The following is a 24,357-nucleotide window of genomic DNA, read 5'->3' as shown; positions in this document are numbered from 1 at the left end:
CCGCGTTACTTAATTGCTTGCGTCTTGATTCAGGACACCAGTCCCAGCGCACGTTTCACCGGGCCAAAACTGCGCCGATGATGTTCAGTTGCGCCATGTTCAGCCAGCTTTTCCAGATGGAAAGCGGTTGGATATCCCTTGTGCTGGGCAAAACCATACTGGGGATAAGTGAGGTCCAGCGCGGCCATTTCGGCATCGCGTGTCACTTTGGCAATGATAGATGCCGCACTGATTTCTGCTACCCGGCTATCACCTTTGACGACCGCCATGGATGGCACAGGCAATGCTGGGCAGCGGTTACCGTCGATCAAAACGTATTCGGGAGCAATTTTCAGGCCTGCCACCGCACGCTGCATCGCCAGCATGGTGGCGTGCAGGATGTTCAGTTCATCGATTTCATGCGGCTCTGCGCGCCCCAGACTCCAGGCCAGCGCATGTTCTTTAATCTCGTCAAACAACGCCAATCGGCGCTTTTCAGACAGTTTTTTTGAGTCGTTCAGGCCAATAATCGGACGCGCAGGATCGAGGATCACCGCTGCGGTGACCACTGCGCCAACCAACGGACCGCGTCCGACTTCATCCACACCGGCAACGAGATGCGTGTGCGGGTAAATAAATTCCATCATTCTGCTAGCTCCAGCACCGCGTCAGCCGCTTGCTCATCGGCATTACAGCGGATCTTCTGATGCAATTCCCGGAATGTATCATGCATCTGGTGGCTGGTTTTACCGTCTGCAAGAAGCGGCAATAGCGCATCGGCCAACGCCTGTGGCTGGCACTCATCCTGCAATAGCTCTTTCACCAGCTCGCGCCCGGCAAGCAGGTTTGGTAATGAAACGTAGTCGGTTTTCACCAGACGTTTTGCCAGCCAGAAGGTGAATGGCTTCATGCGATAGCCCACCACCATCGGGCATTTCGCCAGCATACACTCCAGCGCAGCCGTGCCAGATGCCAGCAGTGCGGCATCGCTGGCGACCATCGCTTCACGCCCCTTCCCGTCCAGCATGTGAACACGGAGATCGGGCGCAACGTCGGCTTTAATGCGCTCAAACTGTTCACGGCGCTTAGCATTAACCAGTGGCACAACCACTTCAAGGTCGGGGTATGTCTGGCGAAGAATCTGCGCCGTTTTCAGGAAATCGGCACTGAGCATTTCCACTTCAGCGCCCCGGCTTCCTGGCAATAACGCCAGACAGTGCACATCATGCGCAATGCCCAGAACGTCGCGCGCCGCATTTTTATCTGGCTCAAGCGGCATAGCATCCGCCATGGTATGACCGATAAAACGACACGGGACATTAAATTTGTCATAAAACGCTTTTTCGAAAGGCAGAAAAGCCAGCACCAGATTGGTGGATCTACCAATTTTGAAAACACGTTTCTGTCGCCACGCCCAGACGGACGGACTGACATAGTGAATGGTTTTGATGCCCTGTTTTTTCAGGTTCCCTTCAAGGGTAATGTTGAAATCAGGCGCATCGATACCGACAAACACATCAGGTTTGAGGTCGGTAAAACGGCGGGTGAGATCGGCACGAATATGCAGAAGACGGCGTAAACGACCGAGCACTTCAACAATGCCCATCACCGCCAGTTCTTCCATTTCATACCAGGCTTCACAGCCTTCAGCCTGCATCAGCGGGCCTGCTACGCCAACAAAGCGAGCATTGGGTACACGCGCCTTGAGTGCGCGGATAAGACCTGCACCAAGAATATCGCCGGAGGTTTCTCCGGCGACCAGGGCTATCGTAAGCGGACGACTGTCGATCATTAACGAATCAGACCACGCGTTGAACGCTCAAAGAATTCCATGAACTCGTTCACTTCAGGGTACTTATTCGCCAGCTCGGCAATTTCCGGCTTCGCCTCTTCCAGCGTTTTACCGCTACGGTACAGCAGTTTGTACGCGTTACGGATGGCTGTAATGGCTTCGCGGCTGAAACCACGACGCTTGAGGCCTTCGATGTTAACGCCAAACGGCGTTGCATGGTTGCCCTGCGCAATTACATACGGCGGGACGTCTTGCGCCACGCCGGAGCAACCGCCGACCATCACGTGTGCACCAATGATGCAGAACTGATGAACTGCGGTCATGCCGCCAATAATTGCGAAATCATCAACCGATACGTGTCCTGCCAGCGTTGCATTGTTGGCAAGAATACAGCGGTCACCCACAGTACAGTCATGCGCGATGTGTGCATTAACCATAAACAGGTTGTCGCTGCCCACCTTCGTCAATCCACCACCCTGTACTGTTCCACGATGAATGGTGACGCTTTCGCGAATACGGTTACGATCGCCGATTTCCAGACGGGTCGATTCACCAGCATATTTCAGATCCTGGTTAACTTCGCCGATGGAGGCGAACTGATAGATCTCGTTATTGCAGCCAATAGTCGTATGACCATTCACCACAACATGAGATTTCAGTACTGTACCCTCACCAATTTCGACATGGGGTCCAACAATACAAAACGGGCCAATGTGAGCGTTAGCACCAATAATGGCACCGACTTCCACAATAGCGGTAGGATGAATAAAGGCGGATTTATCAATCACGTATCAGGCCTCCCGGCTACGCGCGCACATCATTGTCGCTTCGCAAACAACTTTACCGTCAACCAGAGCTACACCTTTGAAGCGAGTCAGGCCGCGGCGTGTTTTTTCAAAAGTGACTTCCATGATCATCTGATCACCAGGCACGACTGGACGCTTAAAGCGTGCTTCATCGATACCCGCGAAGTAATACAGCTCACCAGGCTCCAGCTTACCAACGCTTTTAAACGCCAGAATACCAGTAGCCTGTGCCATCGCTTCCAGGATCAACACACCCGGGAAGATAGGTTTACCAGGGAAGTGCCCCTGGAAGAATGGCTCATTAACGGAGACATTTTTCACTGCGCGCAGAAAACGACCTTCTTCAAAATCCAGCACACGGTCTACCAGCAAGAACGGGTAGCGGTGCGGCAGAAGTTCTAAAATCTCTTCAATATGCAGAGTATGAGTGTCAGTAGTCAAAATACTCTTCCTGTCAAAATGTACTGAATAGCAATAATAACACGGCCTGCCGGTTTATAAGAAAGCCGACAGGCCGGGAAATTTAGCGTTTATTGGATGAACGCTTAGTCTTGTTGATCGATCTTGCGCTCAAGAGCCTTGAGTCGCTTGCTCATATCATCAATATTCATCACCAGAGCTGCGGTTTTGCGCCACACCTTATTAGGCTGTAGCGGGATACCAGAGGAATAGACGCCTGGCTCAGTGATAGGACGCATCACCATGCCCATTCCGGTCACCGTGACTTTGTCGCATATTTCCATATGCCCGTTAATCACGCTGGCACCACCAATCATACAGTAGCGACCAATTTTAAGGCTGCCCGCCATGATGACGCCACCAGCAACGGCAGTATTGTCGCCAATCACAACGTTATGTGCAATCTGACACTGGTTATCGATGATAACACCGTTACCAATAATGGTGTCGTCAAGCGCGCCACGGTCAATGGTGGTACAGGCACCGATCTCAACACGATCGCCGATAATCACGCGACCAAGCTGCGGGATCTTAACCCAGTTACCACGATCGTTGGCATAACCGAATCCGTCAGAACCGATCACGGTACTGGACTGAACGAGGCAATTTTCGCCGATCTCGACTTCGTGGTAAACGGACACATTGGCCCATAAACGGGAACCCGCACCAATTTTCGTATTTTTCCCAACGAAACAACCCGGGCCAATCACCACGTTATCGCCGAGCACAACCCCGGATTCGATAACGGCGTTTGCGCCAATTGAAACGTTGTTACCCAGCTGCGCCGTTGAATCAATTGCTGCACTGGCAGCAATGTTCTGTGCCGGCTGCGGCGTGGTATCAAGAATTTGAGCCATGCGTGCATACGTCAGGTAGGGATTTTTCACTACCAGCGCAGCGCCTGTGGCAAACGGAAGATCGTCCTGCGTCAGAACAACGGCAGACGCCTGGCATTGAGCCAGATGTTCACGGTACTTAGGGCTTACCATGAAGGTAATGTTGCCAGTTTTAGCAGATTGCATGGACGCAACAGCGGTGATGACGAGATCGCCATCACCGTGTAATTCTGCATCCAACTGCTGAGCTAAATCAGCCAGTCGAATAGAAGGCATTACTTATTTAACCTGTTTCAGAACATCAGCGGTGATGTCTTTAACATCGTTGCTGTTGTAAGCAACGGCATTCGCATCCACAACCAGATCGATACCCTGATCGGCAGCAACGGCTTTAACAGCGGTCTGAATGCGAGTCACCAGTTTGCCGCGTTCTTCGTTAGAACGACGCTGACGATCCTGCTCGAAAGCTTGTGCTTTCTGGGAGAAAGTCTGGCGCTGAGCCATTACGTCTTTTTCCATTTTGCTGCGATCGGCTGCTTTCATGGTAGAACCATCACGCTGCAAACGCTGCATCTTGGACTGAAGATCGTTTTCCATACCTTGCAGTTCGCTTGCACGGCCTTTGAACTCGTTTTCCAGAGTTGCGGAAACGCCTGTTTTCTGCGCAACCTGCTGGAACAAGCTACCCATATTGACGATTGCAACTTTGTCTGCTGCCTGAGCAGAAGTTACCATCGCTAAACCGAGACCTGCAGCTAATAACCACTTTTTCACAATAAACTCCTTACCATCCCATTGGTACCTCAAGGTACCGTTCTTTGCGTGGCAAGGCGACCGTTTACCGATCGCCGGTTGTCAGCGCTACACTGCCAGTGCATTCCATTGCTGCGGATTATTACCAGGTTTTACCAATGTTAAACTGGAACTGTTCCGACTTATCTCCATCATATTTCTTAAACGGCTGGGCGTATGAGAAGACCAACGGCCCCAGCGGTGACATCCATTGTAATGCGATACCCGCAGACATGCGAATATTGCTCGGATCGCTGTAGTCCGGAATGCCTTCTGCACGCATCTGAGCGGTATTTTCCCAGTTAGTATCCCACACTGTACCCGCATCCCAGAATACGGATGTACGTACGGAGTTTGCATACTTGTCACTGATAAACGGCGTTGGAGTAATGAACTCCAGGCTGGCAACCGCCATAGCGTTACCGCCCACCGCATCATTGGAGCTACAGACTTCCGTTGACGAGGATTTATTACAGTTATCCGATTTGTTCCCACCGTAATAGACCGCTTTCGGACCAATGTTGTTGGACTGGAAGCCACGTACGGTGCTGGAACCACCCGCATAGAAGTTTTCATAGAATGGCAGTTCTTTGCCACCTAAACCATCGCCATAACCCCAACGGGTACGACCCAGAATAACCCACTTATGGTCATCATCGATTGGGAAGTAAGACGCGGTATCCAGCGTTACTTTGTAGAACTCGTTATCGGAACCCGGCACGGTAACTTTACCGTTCAGGTTGACGCGAGAACCTTCCGTCGGGAAGTAACCACGGTCAAGACGGTTATATGTCCAGCCATAGTTAAAGGTGAAGTCATCTGCCGCAAAACCGTTGTTGTCACCGGTCTTGCTGGTTGACTGCCCGATGGAGTCCAGATAACGCCACATTGCCACCTGCGGCTGCATGTTAGACAGGTCGTTATGCACGTAGCCTAAACCTGTACGCAGGGTGTTGTATTCGTTGATCGGGAAGCCGAGCGTACCATCTACACCGTAACTCTTGTTGGTATAGGAGGACAGGTCTGCATTATCTGCTTTAAAGTCGTTATAGAAGATACGACCACCCAGGCTTACACCGTCAACGGTGAAGTATGGGTTAGTAACAGAGAATTCAGAATAGGTCTGGTAGTCGTTTTTGGTGCCGTTGATACCAACGGAGTAACCTGTACCCAGCCAGTTATCCTGCTGGACACCTACCTGGAAGCTCACGCCGCTTTCAGTACCGTAACCCACACCGAAGTTAAAGCTACCGGTGTTACGTTCTTTGACTTTATAGACAACATCAACCTGATCAGGGCTGCCCGGTACGCGTTGAGTATCGGTATCAACCGTTTCAAAGTAACCCAGACGGTTCAGACGCTCTTTACCCTGGTCTACCAGGTCGCTACCCAGCCATGCACCTTCCATCTGACGCATTTCGCGGCGCAGTACGGAATCTTTGGAGGTATCGTTGCCTTCGAAACGGATCTTACGCACGTAGAAACGGTTACCCGCATCCACATTTACGCGCAGTTTAACGGTCTTATCCGTGTCGTTGATTTCAGGCTGAGTTTGTACACGCGGGTACGCATAACCATAACGGCCGAGCAGCTTCTTAATGCTGTCTTCCATTTTGGTCACTTTAGCACCGCTATACAGCTCGCCCGGCTGAATTTTAGTCAGAGACTCAATCTCAGCAGAGTGCCCCGCCAGGTTCCCACTCACTTCAACACCAGAAAGCTTGTACTGCTCGCCTTCAGTGATGTTAATCGTAATGTAGATACCTTTCTTGTCCGGAGTCAGACTGACCTGAGTAGAGTCAATGTTGAAACGGGCATAACCGCGATCCAGGTAGTAGCTGCGCAGGGTTTCAAGGTCACCCGCCAGTTTCTGTTTCTGGTATTTACGATCGCCAACAACGTTCCACCACGGCACTTCGTCGCGCAGCTGGAAGGTTGAGATCAGTTCGTCGGTACTGAAAGCATGGTTCCCTACGATGTTGATCTGTTGGATCTTCGCAGAAACACCTTCCTGGAATACCAGCTTCAGGTCTACACGGTTACGTGGCAGCGGAGTCACGACCGCTTTCACGCTGGCACTGTATTTACCGACGCTGTAGTAGAAATCTTCCAGGCCTTTCTCAATATCGGAAAGGGTGGTGCGGTCCAGAGATTCACCAACACGGACACCAGATGCTTCAAGGTTTTGCTTGAGCATGTCATCTTTAACCGATTTGTTACCGGAGAAAGTGATACTGGCGATCGTTGGGCGTTCTTTTACCTGAACCAGCAGCGTATCACCATCGCGCAGAACGCGAACGTCCTCAAAGTTGCCAGTGGCAAACAGAGCACGGATGGTGTTACTGATATCATCATCATTAACCGTATCGCCGGGGCGTACAGGCATACTGAGGAGGGCCGCACCAACGGCGACACGCTGGAGGCCTTCGAAATGAATATCTTTCACTACGAACCCGTCAGCACCGTATACGGTGGCGCTGCTAAACAGCAGCGACGCTATGAGCAACTTTTTCATCGCCATCGTTATTATGCGTTCTTCCTAACACTCTCTTACAACCGAGAGAAATCATTGAAAAGTGCAAGCCCCATTAACAGCACCAGCAAAATCGAGCCAATGCGATAACTAAAGTCTTGAACTCGCTCGGATACCGGTCCGCCTTTTAGCTTTTCAATCGCTAAAAACAGCAGATGACCCCCGTCTAATACGGGAAGCGGGAACAGGTTGATTATCCCAAGGTTCACGCTAATGAGCGCGAGGAACATGAGATAGTAAATCACCCCGAATTCCGCTGACATCCCAGCCCCCTGAGCAATAGATATTGGCCCACTGAGGTTGTTCAGTTTCACATCACCGGTTATCAATTTCCCCAACATGTTGACCGTTAGCTTCATCAGTTGCCATGTTTTATCCGTGGCTTCAAGGATGGCGCTGAACGGCCCATACTGGCGTATTGTCTTGTACTCATCTGGCAGTGGGATGACTTTCGGCACAACGCCTGCAAACCCTTCTGCCTTTTTGCCGCCCGATTTGGTATCCGGGATAAGCGTCAGTGAAAGAGGACTCCCCTGCCTTTCTACTTCCAGTGCGAGTGAAGTGCCTGGATTATCGCGCACCAGATTAACAAAGGTCATCCACTGTGTTAATGGCTGACCATCGACTTTAACGATCCTGTCGCCCGCTTGCAAACCCGCTTTGCTCGCAGCCGAATTCGCCTGTACTTCGGCTAATACCGGTTCGATCTGCGCGCCGCGCGGTCGAATCCCCAGTGCAGAGACCGGGTCCTCTTTGTCAGGCTCAAAACTCCAGTGACGTAAATCCAGCACTTTGTCCTGCCGCTGGTCAGAACCAAATGGCGACACGCTGACGGTGGTCTGCGCATCACCGATTTTGGCTACCAGTTGCAGTCGCACGGCATCCCAATCAGGGGTTTCGATGCCATCAATCGCTTTAAGTTCCATCCCTGGTGTAATTTGCGCACTCGCCGCGATAGAGTCGGCAGCAATTTCACCCACAACCGGACGAACGCCAGGGACTCCGATGATAAACACCAGCCAGTAGGCGAAAATAGCAAAGATGAAATTGGCTACCGGCCCGGCAGCAATGATGGCGGCGCGTTGTCCAACCGTTTTGTTGTTAAACGCGCTGTGTCGAAGTTCAGGGGCGACAGGCTCGACACGTTCGTCGAGCATTTTGACATAACCGCCCAAGGGAATAAGTGCGAGGACAAACTCGGTGCCTTGCTTGTCGGTGCGCTTCCAGAGCGATTTACCAAAACCAATGGAAAATCGCTCGACCCGCACACCGCAACGACGAGCAACCCAGAAATGGCCAAATTCATGCACGGTAATCAGTACACCCAGTGCAACAATGAACGCCGCCAGATTCCAGAGAATGCTCAGCATAAAACCTTCCGTTAAATCGTCCCAAATACCAGTAAAAGCAGGCAAGCAAACACTGGAACAGCCGCTGTCAGGCTGTCAATGCGATCCAGTATACCGCCATGTCCTGGGATAAGGTGACCACTATCTTTGATCCCTGCTTCGCGCTTAAACATGCTTTCGGTTAAATCACCCAAAACAGAGGCCAGCGCAGCGAAAATAGAGCATACCAGCAAGGTTGACGGTGCAACCTCAAGATTCGCCCAGACGCCGTAGCCCCAGGAGATAATCGCTGCCGTAAACAAGCCGCCGATGAATCCTTGCCAGGTTTTCCCCGGAGAGACTTTCGGTGCGAGTTTATGTTTGCCAAACAGTTTACCAAACATATAAGCACCTGAGTCAGCCCCCCAGACGAGAATCATCACGTAGAGCAGCCATAGCGCGCCGCTGTAGTGGTTGTCGTCATAGTGCCATGCGCGCAGCGCGAGCATACCCCAGAAAAAAGGAACAATTGTGAGCAGGCCAAAAATAAGGCGTAAAACTTTAGAGTTACGCCATAGCGCCGCGGATTCTGGATAAAAAAGCACCAGTAACAGCGCGGCGACCCACCAGCCCAGCGACACCCAAAGCGCGCCAGCAACAAGCGGTTGATGAATATCATGATGATATTCAGGCAACGTAAACAGCATCAGGGCCAGAATAAAGCCACAGATCACCGCCAGCCATACCCGCTGAGTGCGCGAAGTAAAGCCGCTAAACTGTCCCCATTCCCACGCTGCGAGCATACACACCACCAGCGTAACAATCGCGAATCCCACTGGGGGCAGTAAAAACAGCGCCGCAATGACAATGGGTATTAATACAAAAGCGGAAATCAGGCGATACTTCAGCAAAAGCTACCCCCATCAGGCGTTGTCGCCACCAGGCTCGGTGCCACCGAAACGACGCTCTCGATTGGCAAAGGCATGCAGCGCACCTTCAAAGTCTTGTTCATCAAAATCGGGCCAGAGAACATCCGTAAAGTAAAGTTCGGCATAGGCTATTTGCCAAAGCAAAAAGTTACTTATGCGATGCTCCCCCCCTGTCCTAATTACCAAATCCACGGGAGCCAGTTCATTCATGCAAATTTGCTGACCCAGCGCCTCTTCATCAATTTGGTCGGGTCTCAACAGCCCTTCCTGAACCTGTTCGGCCAAATGCCGAACACCCTGGATAATATCCCAGCGTCCGCCGTAATTCGCCGCGATATTGAGCGTCAGACCGGTATTATTTTCAGTCAACGCTTCTGCTTTACGAATTCGTTCCTGCAAACGTGAGTTAAAACGACTGGTTTCGCCAATAATACGCAGGCGGACGTTGTGGCGATGCAGGCTTTTTACTTCGCTGTCGAGCGCCCACACAAACAATTCCATCAACGCACTAACTTCCTGCGCAGGTCGATTCCAGTTTTCACTGCTAAAAGCATAGAGCGTTAACGCATCAATGCCGTTATTGGCGGCAAAAGAAACGGCGCGGCGAACAGATTTCGCCCCGGCTTTATGCCCAAAGGCTCTTATCTTCCCTTGTCTTTTCGCCCAGCGGCCATTGCCATCCATGATGATTGCTACATGACGGCAGCCATGAGCTGGCAAGTTTTCGCTTATTGGTTGATTCGCAGACAACATAACGCGTTTTTAGTCCCTGAAAAGGATTTAACGGTACTCAGGAATACTGAAGCCTATACATAAAAAAGCCGTGTCAAACCACGGCTTACCTGACCACATAAAGTCAAATTCCTGCGATCAGGTGGCGCAGACTATATCACTGAAGCCCTACGCTAACAAATAGCACGACCACTAGTGGTTGCTTTATCACCAGCTTGCGAGATGTGTCACCTGTTTACGCGCAATAATACGAGCCTGTTCATCCACCGCCAGTACCTCTTCCACACTCTGTGGTTCACGCAAATCCATCATCTCAAGCACCGACAAATTCAGTGCCGCGATATCGGTAAAGCGGATTTGCTGATTCAGAAATGCCTCAACGGTAATTTCATTGGCTGCATTGAGTGCTGTCGTCGCCGCTTGCCCCTGGTCAAACGCATTCATGGCAAGTTTCAGACACGGGTAGCGGTCATAGTCGGGCTCGCTGAAGGTCAGTGAGCTTAACTTGCAAAAATCGAGGGGTTTTACGCCCGATTTCACACGATTTGGCCACGCCATTGAGTGCGCGATAGGTGTACGCATATCCGGCTCGCCCAACTGTGCCAGTACGCTCCCATCCTGATAACGCACCATCGAGTGAATCACCGATTGCGGGTGGATCAGCACTTCCATCTGTTTCGCCGATGCGTTAAACAGCCAGCGAGCTTCAATGTATTCCAGACCTTTGTTCATCATGGTGGCAGAATCAACGGAGATCTTACGCCCCATCGACCAGTTCGGATGACGACACGCCTGATCCGGCGTCATTGCGCGCAGTTCAGACAGTGGTGTTTCCCGGAACGGGCCACCAGACCCGGTAAGCAGAATAGACACAACGCCATTTTGCTCCAGGTCAGCGTACCCCAGGTTCTGTTGAAAAGGTTGAGGTAAACTCTGAAAAATCGCGTTGTGCTCGCTGTCTACCGGCAAAAGACGCGCTCCGCGCTGTTTTACAGCATCCATGAACAGACGCCCGCAGGTCACCAATGACTCTTTATTTGCCAGCAATACCGTTTTACCGGCATCAATAGCGGCAAGCGTCGGCAGAAGCCCTGCCGCGCCGACGATTGCCGCCATCACCTGATCAACTTCATCCAGCGCAGCCATTTCGCAAGCCGCCTGCTGCCCGCTCAACACTTCGGTACGACTGCCCTTCTCTTCCAGCAAGGCTTTCACCTGGCGAGCACTGCCCTCGTCATCCATTACCGCATAGCGAGGCGCAAACTCCAGACACTGCTCAACCATACGCTGCACGTTCTTTCCGGCCACGAGGGCAGTCACGGTGTAGATGTCAGGATTATGGCGAACAACGTCGAGAGTGCTGCAACCAATAGAGCCGGTTGAGCCGAGGAGAGTTAAATGCTTCATGAGATGCCCGGAAAAATGTTAGACCAGATAAAAGCAAAACGCCGCCAGCAAGCCACTTAGGCTCTCTGAACGGCGTTTGTCAGTGTACGACAGAAATCAGAACTGCATCAGTTCCGCTTCTTTATCTGCCAGCGCCGCATCAATTTTCTTGATGGCTGCGTCAGTCAGTTTCTGTACGTCGTCCTGGGAACGACGATCGTCATCTTCACTGATTTCTTTGTCTTTCAGCAATGCTTTAACTTTATCGTTCGCGTCGCGACGCACGTTACGCACGGAAACACGACCCTGCTCAGCTTCGCCACGAACAACTTTGATCAGGTCTTTACGACGCTCTTCCGTCAGTGGAGGCAGTGGAACACGGATATCAGTGCCCGCAGAGCTTGGGTTCAGACCCAGATCGGAAGCCATAATCGCTTTTTCTACTGCCGGGCCCATAGAACGGTCGAATACGTTTATTTTCAGCGTACGGGTGTCTTCAACAGTGACGTTAGCCAGCTGACGCAGTGGGGTTGGCGTGCCGTAGTATTCCACCACGATGCCATCCAGCAGGCTTGGGGAAGCGCGGCCAGTACGAATTTTGCTGATTTGGTTTTTGAACGCTTCTACGCATTTGTCCATGCGTACTTCAGCATCTTTTCTGATGTCGTTAATCACGTTACGAATCCTTGAAAACTTGTCTCAGGCAGACTATCCGCCAGCACAGCTGCTACAGGTGTGCTAAGTATAGTCGCGTTTAATTCATGACAACGCCAAAGGCGCGCCCAGGTAAGATACCACTACAAATTAAAGCGGAATCTTACCTGTATTTATCGCCAACGGAAATTATTCCGTGATCAAAGTGCCTTCTTTTTCGCCCATTACCACGCGACGCAGCGCGCCAGGCTTGTTCATATTGAAGACACGAATTGGCAGTTTATGGTCGCGAGCCAGCGTGAAGGCGGCAAGATCCATTACTTTCAGCTCTTTATCCAGTACTTCGCTGTAGCTCAGCTGATCGTACATGGTAGCAGACGGATCTTTTGCCGGATCGGCAGTAAACACGCCATCGACTTTGGTCGCTTTCAGCACCACGTCGGCTTCGATTTCGATACCGCGCAGGCAGGCTGCGGAATCGGTAGTAAAGAACGGGTTACCCGTACCGGCAGAGAGGATCACCACGCGGTTGTTACGCAGCAGGCTAATCGCTTCCGCCCAGCTGTAATTATCGCACACGCCATTCAGGGGAATAGCGGACATCAGGCGGGCATTCACGTAGGCACGATGCAGCGCATCACGCATTGCCAGGCCATTCATCACGGTTGCCAGCATCCCCATGTGGTCGCCCACAACGCGGTTCATACCTGCTTTCGCCAGACCAGCGCCACGGAAAAGATTACCACCACCAATGACCACACCGACCTGGATGCCCAGTTCAACCAGCTCTTTGATTTCCTGCGCCATGCGGTCAAGGATGCTTGCGTCAATACCGAAGCCTTCCGTTCCCTGCAGCGCTTCGCCACTCAGCTTAAGCAGAATGCGTTTGTACACGGGTTTTGCATTGGTAGCCATGTTTCTTTCCTGAGACTGTCAACGATTAAGATGGGGTTAATTCTGGCGACATGTTATGTCGCAAACCAGCGCAGGGATACAGTAACCTGTCTGATTTTGTATGACGGGTGACAAAAAGAAGCCGCCCTCAGGCGGCTCCTTTTCAATCATTAAGACTGCTTGGACATTGCAGCAACTTCTGCTGCGAAGTCAGTCTCAACTTTCTCGATGCCTTCGCCCACTTCGAAGCGGATGAAGCCAGTTACGTCAGCGTTGTGCTCTTTCAGCAGCTGAGCAACAGACTTGCTTGGATCCATTACGAAAGGCTGGCCAGTCAGAGAAACTTCGCCGGTGAATTTCTTCATGCGGCCTTCAACCATTTTCTCTGCGATTTCTTTTGGCTTACCAGACTGCATCGCGATATCCAGCTGAACCTGGTATTCTTTTTCTACCACTTCAGCAGACACGTCTTCTGGTTTAACGAATTCTGGCTTGCTTGCAGCGATGTGCATTGCCAGCTGTTTAACCAGCTCTTCGTCAGCGCCTTTAGCAGCAACCAGAACACCGATGCGAGCACCGTGCTGGTATGAACCCAGAACGTCACCTTCCAGAGAAGAAACGCGACGAATGTTGATGTTCTCACCGATCTTAGCAACCAGAGCAACACGTTCTTCTTCGAACTGTGCTTTCAGAACTTCAACGTCTGTGATTTTACCAGCAACAGCTGCGTCCAGTACTTTGTTCGCAAATGCCTGGAAACCGCCATCTTTAGCAACGAAGTCAGTCTGGCAGTTAACTTCCAGAATGATGCCGTAGGTGCCGTCGATCTTAGTGATGATCACGCCGTCAGCAGCAACGTTGCCTGCTTTTTTAGCTGCTTTGATCGCACCGGATTTACGCATGTTTTCGATTGCCAGCTCGATGTCGCCGTTCGCTTCAGTCAGCGCTTTTTTGCAATCCATCATGCCTGCGCCAGTACGCTCGCGCAGCTCTTTTACCAGGGATGCGGTAATTTCAGCCATTCTTAAATCCTCGGGAGATGTGAACTGCCCGGCCAGAAGCCAAACAGTATAAATTGAAAAAAGGGGCCGATAATTGGCCCCTATTCATACACGGTACTAATAAGGGGTGAAACCTTATTATTCAGCTTCTACGAAGCTTTCTTCCGCCTGAGAAGCCAGATCCTGCGAACGGCCTTCACGAACGGTAGCAGCTACAGCGCTCAGGTACAGGCTAACAGCACGGATTGCATCGTCGTTACCCGGGATAACGAAGTCAACACCGTCCGGATCGGAGTTGGTATCAACGATAGCGAATACTGGGATACCCAGGTTGTTAGCTTCTTTGATTGCGATGTGCTCGTGGTCTGCATCGATTACGAACAGCGCGTCTGGCAGGCCGCCCATATCTTTGATACCGCCCAGGCTGTTTTCCAGCTTGTCCAGTTCACGAGTACGCATCAGCGCTTCTTTCTTAGTCAGCTTGTCGAAAGTACCGTCCTGAGACTGGGTTTCCAGATCTTTCAGGCGTTTGATTGACTGACGAACGGTTTTCCAGTTGGTCAGCATGCCGCCCAACCAGCGATGGTTCACGAAGAACTGATCGCAGCTGTTAGCAGCATCTTTCACAGCTTCGCTTGCAGCGCGCTTAGTACCAACGAACAGAATCTTACCTTTACGGGAAGAGATCTTGTTCAGCTCAGCCAGGGCTTCGTTGAACATTGGTACAGTTTTCTCAAGGTTGATGATGTGAACTTTGTTACGTGCGCCGAAGATGAAAGGCTTCATTTTCGGGTTCCAGTAACGGGTCTGGTGACCAAAGTGAACACCAGCCTTGAGCATGTCGCGCATGGAAACAGTTGCCATGTTTAAAACCTCTATATTAAAAGTTGGGGTTATGCCTCCACGTATCCCATGTTACCGACCCCAAAGGGCACCCCGGAACATGTGCCGATACGTGTGTGTTATTACACAAAGTGAGATTTGTCGCTTCCGTCCAGCCTGTGTATCTGAAATGGATCGGAAGTCCGGCGCGCTTTATACCACAAAACACGGCCAGACACCAACAGTTGTTGGCTGAGTGTGCTGTTAATGATTCTCAATTTGGCACGGGGTGCGCCTGACTGATACCATTGACGACACTTGAACTAGTATTGTCGAAAAAATCGACACCGATGGACAGATTACATGGCTATCTCTATTAAGACACCTGAAGAAATTGAAAAGATGCGCGTCGCCGGTCGTCTGGCCGCTGAAGTGCTTGAAATGATCGAGCCGTTCGTGAAACCGGGCGTCAGCACCGGCGAGCTGGATCGCATTTGTAATGACTATATCGTTAACGAGCAGCAGGCAGTCTCCGCCTGCCTCGGCTATCACGGTTTCCCGAAATCCGTCTGCATCTCTATTAATGAAGTGGTTTGCCACGGTATTCCGGATGACGAAAAGCTGCTAAAAGATGGCGACATCGTCAACATCGACGTCACCGTTATTAAAGACGAGTATCACGGTGACACATCAAAGATGTTCATCGTCGGCAAACCAACTATTCTGGGTGAGCGCCTGTGCAAAGTAACGCAGGAAAGCCTCTACCTGGCGCTGAAAATGGTTAAGCCGGGCATCCGTCTGCGCACCATTGGCGCGGCTATTCAGAAATTCGTTGAAGCCGAAGGCTTCTCTGTGGTTCGCGAATATTGCGGTCACGGCATTGGCCGCGTCTTCCACGAAGAACCGCAGGTTCTGCACTATGATGCCGATGACGGTGGCGTGGTGCTGCAAAAAGGGATGACCTTCACCATTGAACCGATGGTCAACTCTGGCGACTACCGCATCCGTACCATGAAAGATGGCTGGACGGTGAAAACCAAAGACAGAAGCTTGTCTGCGCAGTACGAGCATACTATTGTGGTGACAGACAACGGCTGCGAAATTATGACGTTGCGCAAGGATGACACCATCCCGGCGATACTGACGCACAACGAATGATAAAAAGCCGGCAAATGCCGGCTTTTTTAATGGTGATAGCTTTTTCTTATGGGTGGCGCGCGATGAGTAATCTTTTACCCGAACAGTATGCTAACACAGCACTTCCCACCCTCCCCGATCAGCCCGATAACCCCGGCGTCTGGCCGCAGCGTGAGCTGACCTGTGCCGACATCAAAGCGCATATGGATGTCTTCCAGCGCTGGCTGGGCAGTGCTTTCGACGCGGGTATCTCTGCCGAACAGTTGATAGAAGCGCGAACCGAATTTATCGACCAGCTGCTGCAACGTTTATGGATCGATTACGGTTTCGGGCAGATTAGCGATGTCGCACTGGTTGCCGTCGGGGGCTATGGTCGGGGTGAACTTCATCCGCTTTCCGATATCGACCTGCTGATCTTAAGCCGCAAGAAGCTGCCGGACGACCAGGCGCAAAAAATTGGCGAGCTGTTGACGCTGCTCTGGGATGTGAAGCTGGAAGTCGGTCATAGCGTGCGCACACTTGAAGAGTGCCTGCTCGAAGGGTTATCTGACCTTACCGTTGCCACTAATCTGATTGAAACCCGCCTGTTGATTGGCGATGTTGCGCTATTCCTGGAACTACAGAAACACATTTTCAGCGACGGCTTCTGGCCATCTGAAAAGTTCTTTGCCGCGAAGGTCGAAGAGCAAAACCAGCGCCATCAGCGCTACCACGGCACCAGCTATAACCTCGAGCCCGATATTAAAAGCAGCCCTGGCGGCCTGCGCGACATACACACGTTGCAGTGGGTGGCCCGGCGCCATTTCGGCGCGACCTCACTGGATGAAATGGTAGGGTTCGGCTTTTTGACCGAAGCCGAACGTAATGAACTGAATGAATGTCTGCACTTGCTCTGGCGTATCCGCTTTGCCCTGCATCTGGAACTGAATCGCTATGACAACCGCCTGCTGTTTGATCGCCAGCTCAGCGTTGCCCAGCGTCTGAACTACAGCGGCGAAGGCAACGAGCCGGTCGAGCATATGATGAAGGATTTCTTCCGTGTGACTCGCCGCGTCACCGAGCTGAACCAGATGCTGTTGCAGCTGTTCGATGAGGCGATCCTGGCGCTGACGGCAGACGAAAAACCGCGCCCGATTGATGACGAATTCCAGCTGCGCGGCACACTTATCGATCTGCGCGACGAAACGCTGTTCATTCGTGAGCCAGAAGCGATCCTGCGCATGTTCTACACCATGGTTCGTAACAGCGCGATCACCGGGATCTACTCCACAACCCTGCGTCATCTGCGCCATGCCCGTCGTCATCTGACACAGCCCCTGTGCTATATCCCGGAAGCGCGTTCACTGTTCCTCAGTATGCTCCGTCATCCGGGTGCAGTGAGCCGTGGCCTGCTGCCAATGCACCGTCACAGTGTATTGTGGGCCTACATGCCCCAGTGGTCACATATCGTCGGCCAGATGCAGTTCGATCTTTTCCATGCCTACACGGTGGATGAACACACGATACGCGTCATGCTCAAGCTGGAAAGCTTTGCTCAGGAAGAGACCCGTTCTCGTCATCCACTGTGCGTTGAGCTGTGGCCACGCCTGTCGCACCCGGAACTTATCCTGATTGCCGCCCTGTTCCACGACATTGCTAAAGGCCGTGGTGGCGACCACTCGGTACTCGGGGCGCAGGATGTCCTGAAATTTGCCGAACTGCATGGACTCAATTCACGAGAAACGCAGCTTGTGGCCTGGCTGGTACGCCACCACCTGCTGATGTCGGTCACCGCCCAGCGCCGTGATATCCAGGATCCTGAAGTGATTAAGCAGTTCGCCGAAGAGGTGCAGACGGAAAACCGCCTGCGCTATCTGGTCTGCCTGACGGTGGCAGATATCTGTGCCACCAACGAAACGCTGTGGAACAGCTGGAAGCAAAGCCTGCTGCGCGAACTCTACTTCGCCACCGAGAAACAGCTGCGCCGCGGAATGCAAAATACCCCGGATATGCGCGAGCGGGTGCGCCATCACCAGCTACAGGCGCTGGCGTTGCTGCGGATGGATAACATTGATGAAGAGGCGTTGCATCAGATATGGGCGCGCTGTCGTGCCAACTACTTTGTCCGCCACAGCCCAAACCAGTTGGCGTGGCACGCACGGCATCTGCTAAAGCACGACTTGTCGAAGCCGATGATCCTGCTTAGCCCGCAGGCCACGCGCGGCGGTACGGAGATCTTTATCTGGAGCCCGGACCGAGCCTATCTGTTTGCCGCCGTCTGCGCCGAGCTAGACAGGCGAAACCTGAGCGTTCACGACGCGCAGATTTTTACCACCCGCGACGGCATGGCGATGGACACCTTTATTGTGCTGGAGCCGGATGGCAGCCCGTTGTCGCCGGACAGGCACGAAGGGATACGCTTTGGCCTGGAGCAGGCGATTACCCAGCACAGCTGGCAGCCGCCGCAGCCGCGACGTCAGCCCGCGAAATTACGGCACTTTACCGTCGATACCGAGGTCAATTTCCTGCCGACCCATACCGATCGTAAATCGTTCCTGGAGCTGATCGCGCTCGACCAGCCAGGGCTACTCGCCCGCGTGGGCCAGGTTTTTGCCGATCTGGGAATTTCGCTTCACGGGGCCAGAATTACAACCATTGGCGAGCGAGTAGAAGATTTATTTATAATCGCGACCGCCGACCGGCGTGCCCTTAATAATGACCTGCAACTTGAAGTGCAACAACGGTTGACAGCAGCCCTCAATCCAAACGATAAAGGGTGACGTGTTTTTTAGTGAAATGGAAAGAGTAAACAATGCAGCAGTTACAGAACGTTATTGAGTCCGCTTTTGAGCGTCGCGCCGAGATTACCCCGGCAAATGTGGATACCGTTACCCGTGAAGCCGTTAACCAGGTGATTTCCCTGCTGGATTCCGGTGCACTGCGTGTAGCAGAAAAGATCAACGGTCAGTGGGTAACTCATCAGTGGCTGAAAAAAGCCGTGCTGCTCTCTTTCCGTATCAACGATAACCAGGTTATCGACGGAGCAGAAAGCCGCTACTTCGATAAAGTCCCGATGAAATTCGCTGACTACGACGAAGCGCGCTTCCAGAAAGAAGGTTTCCGCGTGGTTCCACCAGCGGCAGTTCGTCAGGGCGCATTCATCGCACGCAACACCGTGCTGATGCCATCCTACGTGAACATCGGTGCTTACGTTGACGAAGGCACTATGGTGGATACCTGGGCAACAGTGGGTTCTTGCGCGCAGATCGGTAAAAACGTCCACCTGTCCGGCGGCGTGGGCATCGGTGGCGTTCTGGAGCCTCTCCAGGCGAACCCAACCATCATCGAAGACAACTGCTTCATCGGCGCACGCTCTGAAGTGGTTGAAGGCGTGATCGTGGAAGAAGGCTCTGTTATCTCCATGGGCGTTTACATCGGCCAGAGCACCCGCATTTATGACCGTGAAACCGGCGAAGTGCATTACGGACGCGTCCCTGCGGGCTCCGTAGTTGTTTCCGGTAACCTGCCGTCAAAAGATGGCAAATACAGCCTCTACTGCGCGGTTATAGTGAAGAAAGTCGATGCGAAAACGCGCGGCAAAGTGGGTATCAACGAACTGCTGCGCACCATCGATTAATCGGGTATAACAAAAAGCGGGGGCAACCCCGCTTTTTTTGTATCTGAGGGTGGCGAAAATAGATTTTTTCGTTAATTATTCAAAGGTTATGTTGAGATCAAGGGTACCGCTATGTACGATAATCTGAAAAGTCTGGGCATTACCAATCCTGATGAAATTGATCGTTACAGCCTCCGTCAGGAAGCCAATAACGATATTTTGAAAATCTATTTTCACAAGGACAAAGGAGAGTTTTTCGCCAAGAGCGTGAAGTTTAAATACCCACGCCAGCGTAAGACCGTCGTTGCCGATGGCATCGGTCAGGGATACAAAGAGGTTCAGGAAATTAGCCCGAACCTGCGCTATGTGATCGATGAACTCGATCAGATCTGCCAGCGCGATCGCACCGAAGTCGATCTCAAACGTAAGATCCTTGATGACCTGCGTCATCTGGAAAGCGTTGTTACCAACAAGATCAGCGAAATTGAAGCGGATCTTGAGAAATTAACTCGCAATAAATAAGTTGGGTGCGGCCTGATGCCCTCACCCCGGCCCTCTCCCACTGTACAGTCCGGGGACATGGTAGACAGGTGTTCGGGGACATGGTGAACACTTTTTAACATCCTTTACCCATGGTGATCGACTTTTTCTTCAGGTCGATCACCCCCACTTTTGTACTGTACCACCACACCTCGTAATACCCTTCTTCCCGTGTCTCTTTCATCCCGACGCTTTCCCCCCTGAAGGCCTTACCTGCTCTCAGACAGATACCTTTGACGCTCAGCTTCCCGCTGCTATCCACCTTCCTGACCATTACCCCTTCATCGTATTCCGGTGGCGCCATGGTGCCGCTGTACTGCCGCGCAGACGGCTGATACCGCGACCCCGGCACCATCATATCCAGGGCCTCGTGTGGCCGTTCCAGGTTATAGACGGTGCGCCAGTGGTCGAAGGCGCGCTGCACTTCACCGCTGTCTGCGAACCACTTACCCTGCAGTACTTCCGCCTTCAGGCTGCGGTGAAAACGCTCCAGCTTGCCCTGTGTCTGCGGATGATAAGGCCGTGAGTGACCCACCCGGATACCCAGGCGCATCAGCCACAGCTCCAGCGCCGTCCAGGTGCCAGTGGTGTCACCCCACGGCGAGCCGTTGTCCATTGTCATCCGCTCCGGCAGGCCGTAGCGTTCAAACACGCTGACCAGTTGCTGCTGTACGGTCTCACGCCGTTCATCGGAACAGTGTGTCAGACACAGGGAGAAACGGGAGTGGTCGTCCAGCAGGGTGAGCGGATGACAGCGGCCCCCGCCAAAGGGGAAGTGCCCCTTAAAATCCATCTGCCAGAGCCGGTTGGGTGCAGCATGTTCGAAGCGGCCCGTGGCAAGAATACCCGGTGCTGTGCCCGGCAGCAGGCCGTGACGGGCCATCAGGTTATGGACGGTGCTGAAGGCAGGCATGACGTGCCCCTGGTCTTCGAGCCAGCGCTTAATCTTGCGCGCGCCCCAGCGTTCATGGCGTTCATGCGCCATACGCAGCAGGTCAGCAATATCGTCTGATGAGCGGTTCGGAGAGTGATGAGGTATGCGGGGACGGTCCTGAAGACCGGCAGCACCTTCCTCCGCCCAGCGGTGAAGCCACTTGTAGCCGGTGGCAGGTGAAATGCCGAAATGACGGCAAAGGGAACGGATGTTCGCCCCGTCCTGCGAGGCGAACAATATAAACTCGGTACGTAATGACATGGTATCTCTCGCATCCCAGGGCATAAGCGACTCCATAAACGGGTTCTTATGCCTTAGTTGTAAGTGTCTACCATGTCCCCGAACAAGCGTTCACTATGTCCCCGGACTGTACACCCACAGGGAGAGGGTGAAACCCTCATCTCTGCTCATCTAACTGTAACGCCACATACAGCAGCAGCCTGTCGTCAAAATTCCCCAGATCCAGCCCCGTCAGTTCCGAGATCCGGTTAAGCCGGTATTCCAGCGTATTACGATGGATAAACAGCGCTTTCGATGTTGCCAGTGGCTGCACGTTATGGCGAAACCATGCCTGCAATGTACGGCGCAGCAAGCCGTTGTTATCCATTGCTTTCAGTCGCACTAACGGGCGCGCCAGTTCATTGGCCTGCCAGCCGCCGCGCAGGCTGTCGAGCAAGACTGGCAGCATCAGATCCTGATAGAAGTAGCTACGGCTCTCGGGCATCCGTTGCTTGCCCACCATCATAGTAGTGCGTGCGGTTCGCCACGAACGGGCAATGCTGCCCGGCCCGGTAAAGTAGTTCCCCAGCGCCACGCGAAAACGAAGCTGGCCGTTCTCTTTCATCCGGGCGATAAGCTGATCCACCCGGCGACGGTGATCTTCTGCATCCCAGCGGCCAAACTGATTGAGCGCCGGTTTAAGCACGACCATCTCGGTCAGGGAAACAATCGCCACCAGGTTGTTGCGCTCTGGTGTTGCCAGCGCATTTTGCAACTGCTGTAGCTCCGCCATGGCGCTGTCCACGCCAAGCTGGCCGCTGTCCACCTCAATCACCGCCACTACGCGCGGCTGATTAAGATCGATGCCCAGACGCTGCGCCCACTCGCTGAGTGCAGGGGTGTGCTCCTCCGCCTGAATAAGATTCATGACCAGCTCTTCGCGCAACCGACTGTCCTGCGCCAGCAGGTGCATGAGGCGCGACTGCTCAAGCATCATTTCTGCCGTCATGCAGACCAGTTCGCCATATTTACGCAGCGATTCCGGTTCCCCGGTCAGGCCAATCACCCCGACAATTTCGCCTTCAAGTCGCAGCGGTAAGTTAATGCCCTGGCGAACGCCATGGAGGTGTTTCGCCACCGCATCGTCGATATCCACCACGCGCCCCTGAGAGAGCACCAGCAGCGCACCTTCGTGCAATTCCCCAATGCGTTCACGATCGCCACTGCCGATAATGCGCCCACGGGCATCCATTACGTTGATATTGGTATCAATGATGCGCATGGTGCGCGCCACGATATCCTGCGCCATTTTGGTATCAAGATGCCAGCCAGCCATGTAACCCTCCTGTGAGCAGAGCTCAAGCATAGGGGAGTTCAATCACTGCCGCATTGTGCGAATGCACAAAGTCAGAGGAATAAGTATGGACTTGTGGAAAGGGTCACAGAAACGAGAAAACCCCTGCTCAGCAACGAGCAGGGGCTTAGGGGGATTACTGCATCAGCAGATAAAGTGAGGAGTCGCCACGCTGAATATTCAACGCCAGCACTGAAGGTTTGCTGTCGAGAATTTTGCGCAATTCAGCGATGTTTTTCACGGGTTGCTGGTTCGCACCCATGATCACATCGCCTTTTTTCAGGCCGATACGGGCAGCCGGTGAATTCGCTTTCACGTTGTTCACCACCACACCTTTATCCTCGCCCTTGTTGCTCATTTCAGCGCCTTCAATGCCGCTGAAAATGGTGCTGGAGTCAACCTGGTTCTGGCTGCTCTGCTGCAACTCAAGGCTTACGTTTACAGGTTTGCCATCACGCAGCAGGCCGAGGGTAATTTTGCTGCCCACCGGCATTGAACCCACTTCTGCACGCAGTGCGGCGAAGCTACTGATAGGTTTTCCGTTCAGGGAGGTAATGACATCACCCGCCTTGATACCCGCTTTCGCAGCGGACGAGTTCGGCATCACCTGGCTTACGAATGCGCCGCGCTGGGCATCAACTTTCATCGCTTTTGCCAGCTCAGAGTTCAGCTCAGTCCCGAGGATACCCAGTTCACCGCGTTTCACCTGACCATACTGCACCATCTGCGCGGTCAGGTTTTTCACCATGTTACTCGGGATAGCAAAGCCGATACCGATGTTACCGCCGTCTGGTGCCAGAATCGCGGTGTTGATACCAATCAGTTCACCGTTGAGGTTAACCAGCGCGCCACCGGAGTTACCGCGGTTAATCGCCGCATCCGTCTGGATAAAGTTCTCGTAGTTTTCCGCATTCAGGCCGCTACGACCGAGCGCTGAGACAATACCCGAGGTCACGGTTTCACCCAGACCGAATGGGTTACCGATAGCCACGGTGTAATCACCAACGCGCAGTGCATCGGAGTCGGCAATTTTAATCGCCGTCAGGTTTTTCGGATCCTGAATCTGGATCAGCGCGATATCAGAACGCGGATCTTTACCCACGACTTTCGCATCAAACTTACGCCCATCGCTCAACTGAACTTTGATGCTACTGGCGTTATCAACAACGTGGTTGTTGGTGACGACATAGCCTTTTGCTGCGTCAATGATGACACCCGATCCAAGCGCCATAAATTTCTGTTGCTGGGCGCCACCGTTACCGCCCTGGCTGTCATCGCCCGCGCCACCGCCCTGACAGAACGGGGAGCTCTGGAATGGCGAACCGTCCTGGCAGAACGGCGAGTTATCGCCAAAGAACTGCTGGAAGTTACGCGGCATCCGCGGCGTGTTGACGGTCGTGCTGCCCTCAACGTTAATACTCACCACCGATGGCATCACTTTTTCGAGCATCGGTGCCAGGCTTGGCATCTGCTGCGCGGTTGCTGCCGAAGACGCGGTCTCGGCTGCAAAAGCAGACAGAGGAGACAGCGCTAAACCTAAACTCAGAGCCAGTGCACTCATTGCTAATGTGGTTTTTTTCATGTTTCTCAATCTCGATTTACAGATAACGCAAAATTGCTGTGTAACTCAGATTC

Annotated in this window: 22 protein-coding genes; 4 read left to right on the top strand and 18 right to left on the bottom strand. The window is 52.8% G+C overall.

What is annotated here, in order from left to right; genetic code table 11:
• Positions 1-29: 29 nt before the first annotated feature.
• The 15 genes from rnhB to rpsB form a co-directional block, all read right to left on the bottom strand.
• Entirely contained in the window at positions 30-626 is a 597-nt protein-coding gene (rnhB, locus tag ACT9TW_RS09375) for a ribonuclease HII (RefSeq protein WP_014068980.1), read from the bottom strand.
• Positions 623-1,771 (bottom strand): lipid-A-disaccharide synthase, encoded by a 1,149-nt coding sequence (gene lpxB / locus ACT9TW_RS09370; protein WP_446492212.1) that lies wholly within the window; start codon positions 1,769-1,771, stop codon positions 623-625. The genes rnhB and lpxB overlap by 4 nt, the downstream gene beginning before the upstream one ends.
• Entirely contained in the window at positions 1,771-2,559 is a 789-nt protein-coding gene (gene lpxA, locus ACT9TW_RS09365; RefSeq protein ID WP_182059642.1) for an acyl-ACP--UDP-N-acetylglucosamine O-acyltransferase, read from the bottom strand. The genes lpxB and lpxA overlap by 1 nt, the downstream gene beginning before the upstream one ends.
• 3 nt (positions 2,560-2,562) lie before the next feature.
• On the bottom strand, positions 2,563-3,018 hold the full coding sequence (fabZ, locus tag ACT9TW_RS09360; RefSeq protein ID WP_007373234.1) for a 3-hydroxyacyl-ACP dehydratase FabZ: 456 nt from the start codon (positions 3,016-3,018) through the stop codon (positions 2,563-2,565).
• A gap of 104 nt (positions 3,019-3,122) precedes the next feature.
• Positions 3,123-4,148 (bottom strand): UDP-3-O-(3-hydroxymyristoyl)glucosamine N-acyltransferase, encoded by a 1,026-nt coding sequence (lpxD, locus tag ACT9TW_RS09355; protein ID WP_315687946.1) that lies wholly within the window; start codon positions 4,146-4,148, stop codon positions 3,123-3,125.
• Positions 4,149-4,151: 3 nt separating this feature from the next.
• Positions 4,152-4,646 carry a molecular chaperone Skp gene (skp, locus tag ACT9TW_RS09350; protein ID WP_182059638.1) on the bottom strand — a complete coding sequence of 165 codons (495 nt, stop codon included), beginning with the start codon at positions 4,644-4,646 and terminating at the stop codon, positions 4,152-4,154.
• Positions 4,647-4,767: 121 nt separating this feature from the next.
• On the bottom strand, positions 4,768-7,185 hold the full coding sequence (gene bamA / locus ACT9TW_RS09345) for an outer membrane protein assembly factor BamA (RefSeq protein ID WP_182059637.1): 2,418 nt from the start codon (positions 7,183-7,185) through the stop codon (positions 4,768-4,770).
• Between the two features lie 29 nt (positions 7,186-7,214).
• Positions 7,215-8,567 carry a sigma E protease regulator RseP gene (gene rseP / locus ACT9TW_RS09340; protein WP_182059636.1) on the bottom strand — a complete coding sequence of 451 codons (1,353 nt, stop codon included), beginning with the start codon at positions 8,565-8,567 and terminating at the stop codon, positions 7,215-7,217.
• Between the two features lie 11 nt (positions 8,568-8,578).
• Entirely contained in the window at positions 8,579-9,436 is an 858-nt protein-coding gene (gene cdsA, locus ACT9TW_RS09335; protein WP_182059635.1) for a phosphatidate cytidylyltransferase, read from the bottom strand.
• Between the two features lie 12 nt (positions 9,437-9,448).
• Positions 9,449-10,207, bottom strand: a complete 759-nt coding sequence (gene ispU / locus ACT9TW_RS09330; RefSeq protein WP_182059634.1) for a (2E,6E)-farnesyl-diphosphate-specific ditrans,polycis-undecaprenyl-diphosphate synthase — start codon at positions 10,205-10,207, stop codon at positions 9,449-9,451.
• A gap of 186 nt (positions 10,208-10,393) precedes the next feature.
• Positions 10,394-11,593 (bottom strand): 1-deoxy-D-xylulose-5-phosphate reductoisomerase, encoded by a 1,200-nt coding sequence (gene ispC, locus ACT9TW_RS09325; RefSeq protein WP_014068971.1) that lies wholly within the window; start codon positions 11,591-11,593, stop codon positions 10,394-10,396.
• Between the two features lie 96 nt (positions 11,594-11,689).
• Positions 11,690-12,247, bottom strand: a complete 558-nt coding sequence (gene frr / locus ACT9TW_RS09320; RefSeq protein ID WP_182059632.1) for a ribosome recycling factor — start codon at positions 12,245-12,247, stop codon at positions 11,690-11,692.
• 168 nt (positions 12,248-12,415) lie between these two features.
• Positions 12,416-13,141, bottom strand: a complete 726-nt coding sequence (pyrH, locus tag ACT9TW_RS09315) for a UMP kinase (protein ID WP_006173609.1) — start codon at positions 13,139-13,141, stop codon at positions 12,416-12,418.
• A 149-nt stretch (positions 13,142-13,290) separates the two neighbouring features.
• A complete protein-coding gene (gene tsf / locus ACT9TW_RS09310) occupies positions 13,291-14,142 on the bottom strand; it encodes a translation elongation factor Ts (protein WP_006173611.1) in 852 nt (283 codons plus the stop codon).
• Between the two features lie 117 nt (positions 14,143-14,259).
• Positions 14,260-14,985: a 30S ribosomal protein S2 gene (gene rpsB, locus ACT9TW_RS09305; RefSeq protein ID WP_003856207.1), complete on the bottom strand. Its 726-nt coding sequence runs from the start codon at positions 14,983-14,985 to the stop codon at positions 14,260-14,262.
• 321 nt (positions 14,986-15,306) lie between these two features.
• Here rpsB and map point away from each other — a divergent pair, with 321 nt between their 5' ends.
• The 4 genes from map to ACT9TW_RS09285 all read left to right on the top strand — a co-directional run bounded on the left by map (position 15,307) and on the right by ACT9TW_RS09285 (position 20,197).
• Positions 15,307-16,101, top strand: coding sequence for a type I methionyl aminopeptidase (gene map, locus ACT9TW_RS09300; protein WP_182059631.1), 795 nt, complete (start codon positions 15,307-15,309; stop codon positions 16,099-16,101).
• A gap of 62 nt (positions 16,102-16,163) precedes the next feature.
• Positions 16,164-18,839: a bifunctional uridylyltransferase/uridylyl-removing protein GlnD gene (glnD, locus tag ACT9TW_RS09295; protein ID WP_182059630.1), complete on the top strand. Its 2,676-nt coding sequence runs from the start codon at positions 16,164-16,166 to the stop codon at positions 18,837-18,839.
• A 32-nt stretch (positions 18,840-18,871) separates the two neighbouring features.
• Positions 18,872-19,696, top strand: a complete 825-nt coding sequence (dapD, locus tag ACT9TW_RS09290; RefSeq protein ID WP_014068967.1) for a 2,3,4,5-tetrahydropyridine-2,6-dicarboxylate N-succinyltransferase — start codon at positions 18,872-18,874, stop codon at positions 19,694-19,696.
• Positions 19,697-19,807: 111 nt separating this feature from the next.
• Positions 19,808-20,197, top strand: a complete 390-nt coding sequence (locus ACT9TW_RS09285; RefSeq protein WP_010426739.1) for a DUF3461 family protein — start codon at positions 19,808-19,810, stop codon at positions 20,195-20,197.
• 94 nt (positions 20,198-20,291) lie between these two features.
• On the opposite strand, the gene ACT9TW_RS09280 is transcribed toward ACT9TW_RS09285, so the two are convergent.
• From ACT9TW_RS09280 to degP, 3 genes are all read right to left on the bottom strand, one after another.
• Positions 20,292-21,434 carry an IS481 family transposase gene (locus ACT9TW_RS09280; protein ID WP_446492699.1) on the bottom strand — a complete coding sequence of 381 codons (1,143 nt, stop codon included), beginning with the start codon at positions 21,432-21,434 and terminating at the stop codon, positions 20,292-20,294.
• A gap of 112 nt (positions 21,435-21,546) precedes the next feature.
• Positions 21,547-22,704, bottom strand: coding sequence for a DNA-binding transcriptional regulator CdaR (gene cdaR, locus ACT9TW_RS09275; RefSeq protein WP_014068966.1), 1,158 nt, complete (start codon positions 22,702-22,704; stop codon positions 21,547-21,549).
• 154 nt (positions 22,705-22,858) lie between these two features.
• A complete protein-coding gene (gene degP / locus ACT9TW_RS09270; RefSeq protein WP_182059629.1) occupies positions 22,859-24,304 on the bottom strand; it encodes a serine endoprotease DegP in 1,446 nt (481 codons plus the stop codon).
• Positions 24,305-24,357: the final 53 nt, after the last annotated feature.

Source organism: Enterobacter sp. C4G1, assembly GCF_052886895.1.
The sequence above is the reverse complement of the archived record's forward strand: the minus strand, read 5'-3'. Positions and strand labels throughout refer to the sequence as shown.

What these genes read in the sequence shown, in the direction of transcription:
- rnhB (WP_014068980.1), bottom strand. Translation starts at nt 626, where the DNA reads ATGATGGAATTTATTTACCCGCACACGCATCTCGTTGCCGGTGTGGAT.
- lpxB (WP_446492212.1), bottom strand. Translation starts at nt 1,771, where the DNA reads ATGATCGACAGTCGTCCGCTTACGATAGCCCTGGTCGCCGGAGAAACC.
- lpxD (WP_315687946.1), bottom strand. Translation starts at nt 4,148, where the DNA reads ATGCCTTCTATTCGACTGGCTGATTTAGCTCAGCAGTTGGATGCAGAA.
- bamA (WP_182059637.1), bottom strand. Translation starts at nt 7,185, where the DNA reads ATGGCGATGAAAAAGTTGCTCATAGCGTCGCTGCTGTTTAGCAGCGCC.
- rseP (WP_182059636.1), bottom strand. Translation starts at nt 8,567, where the DNA reads ATGCTGAGCATTCTCTGGAATCTGGCGGCGTTCATTGTTGCACTGGGT.
- ispU (WP_182059634.1), bottom strand. Translation starts at nt 10,207, where the DNA reads ATGTTGTCTGCGAATCAACCAATAAGCGAAAACTTGCCAGCTCATGGC.
- ispC (WP_014068971.1), bottom strand. Translation starts at nt 11,593, where the DNA reads ATGAAGCATTTAACTCTCCTCGGCTCAACCGGCTCTATTGGTTGCAGC.
- pyrH (WP_006173609.1), bottom strand. Translation starts at nt 13,141, where the DNA reads ATGGCTACCAATGCAAAACCCGTGTACAAACGCATTCTGCTTAAGCTG.
- tsf (WP_006173611.1), bottom strand. Translation starts at nt 14,142, where the DNA reads ATGGCTGAAATTACCGCATCCCTGGTAAAAGAGCTGCGCGAGCGTACT.
- rpsB (WP_003856207.1), bottom strand. Translation starts at nt 14,985, where the DNA reads ATGGCAACTGTTTCCATGCGCGACATGCTCAAGGCTGGTGTTCACTTT.
- map (WP_182059631.1), top strand. Translation starts at nt 15,307, where the DNA reads ATGGCTATCTCTATTAAGACACCTGAAGAAATTGAAAAGATGCGCGTC.
- glnD (WP_182059630.1), top strand. Translation starts at nt 16,164, where the DNA reads ATGAGTAATCTTTTACCCGAACAGTATGCTAACACAGCACTTCCCACC.
- dapD (WP_014068967.1), top strand. Translation starts at nt 18,872, where the DNA reads ATGCAGCAGTTACAGAACGTTATTGAGTCCGCTTTTGAGCGTCGCGCC.
- ACT9TW_RS09285 (WP_010426739.1), top strand. Translation starts at nt 19,808, where the DNA reads ATGTACGATAATCTGAAAAGTCTGGGCATTACCAATCCTGATGAAATT.
- ACT9TW_RS09280 (WP_446492699.1), bottom strand. Translation starts at nt 21,434, where the DNA reads ATGCCCTGGGATGCGAGAGATACCATGTCATTACGTACCGAGTTTATA.
- cdaR (WP_014068966.1), bottom strand. Translation starts at nt 22,704, where the DNA reads ATGGCTGGCTGGCATCTTGATACCAAAATGGCGCAGGATATCGTGGCG.
- degP (WP_182059629.1), bottom strand. Translation starts at nt 24,304, where the DNA reads ATGAAAAAAACCACATTAGCAATGAGTGCACTGGCTCTGAGTTTAGGT.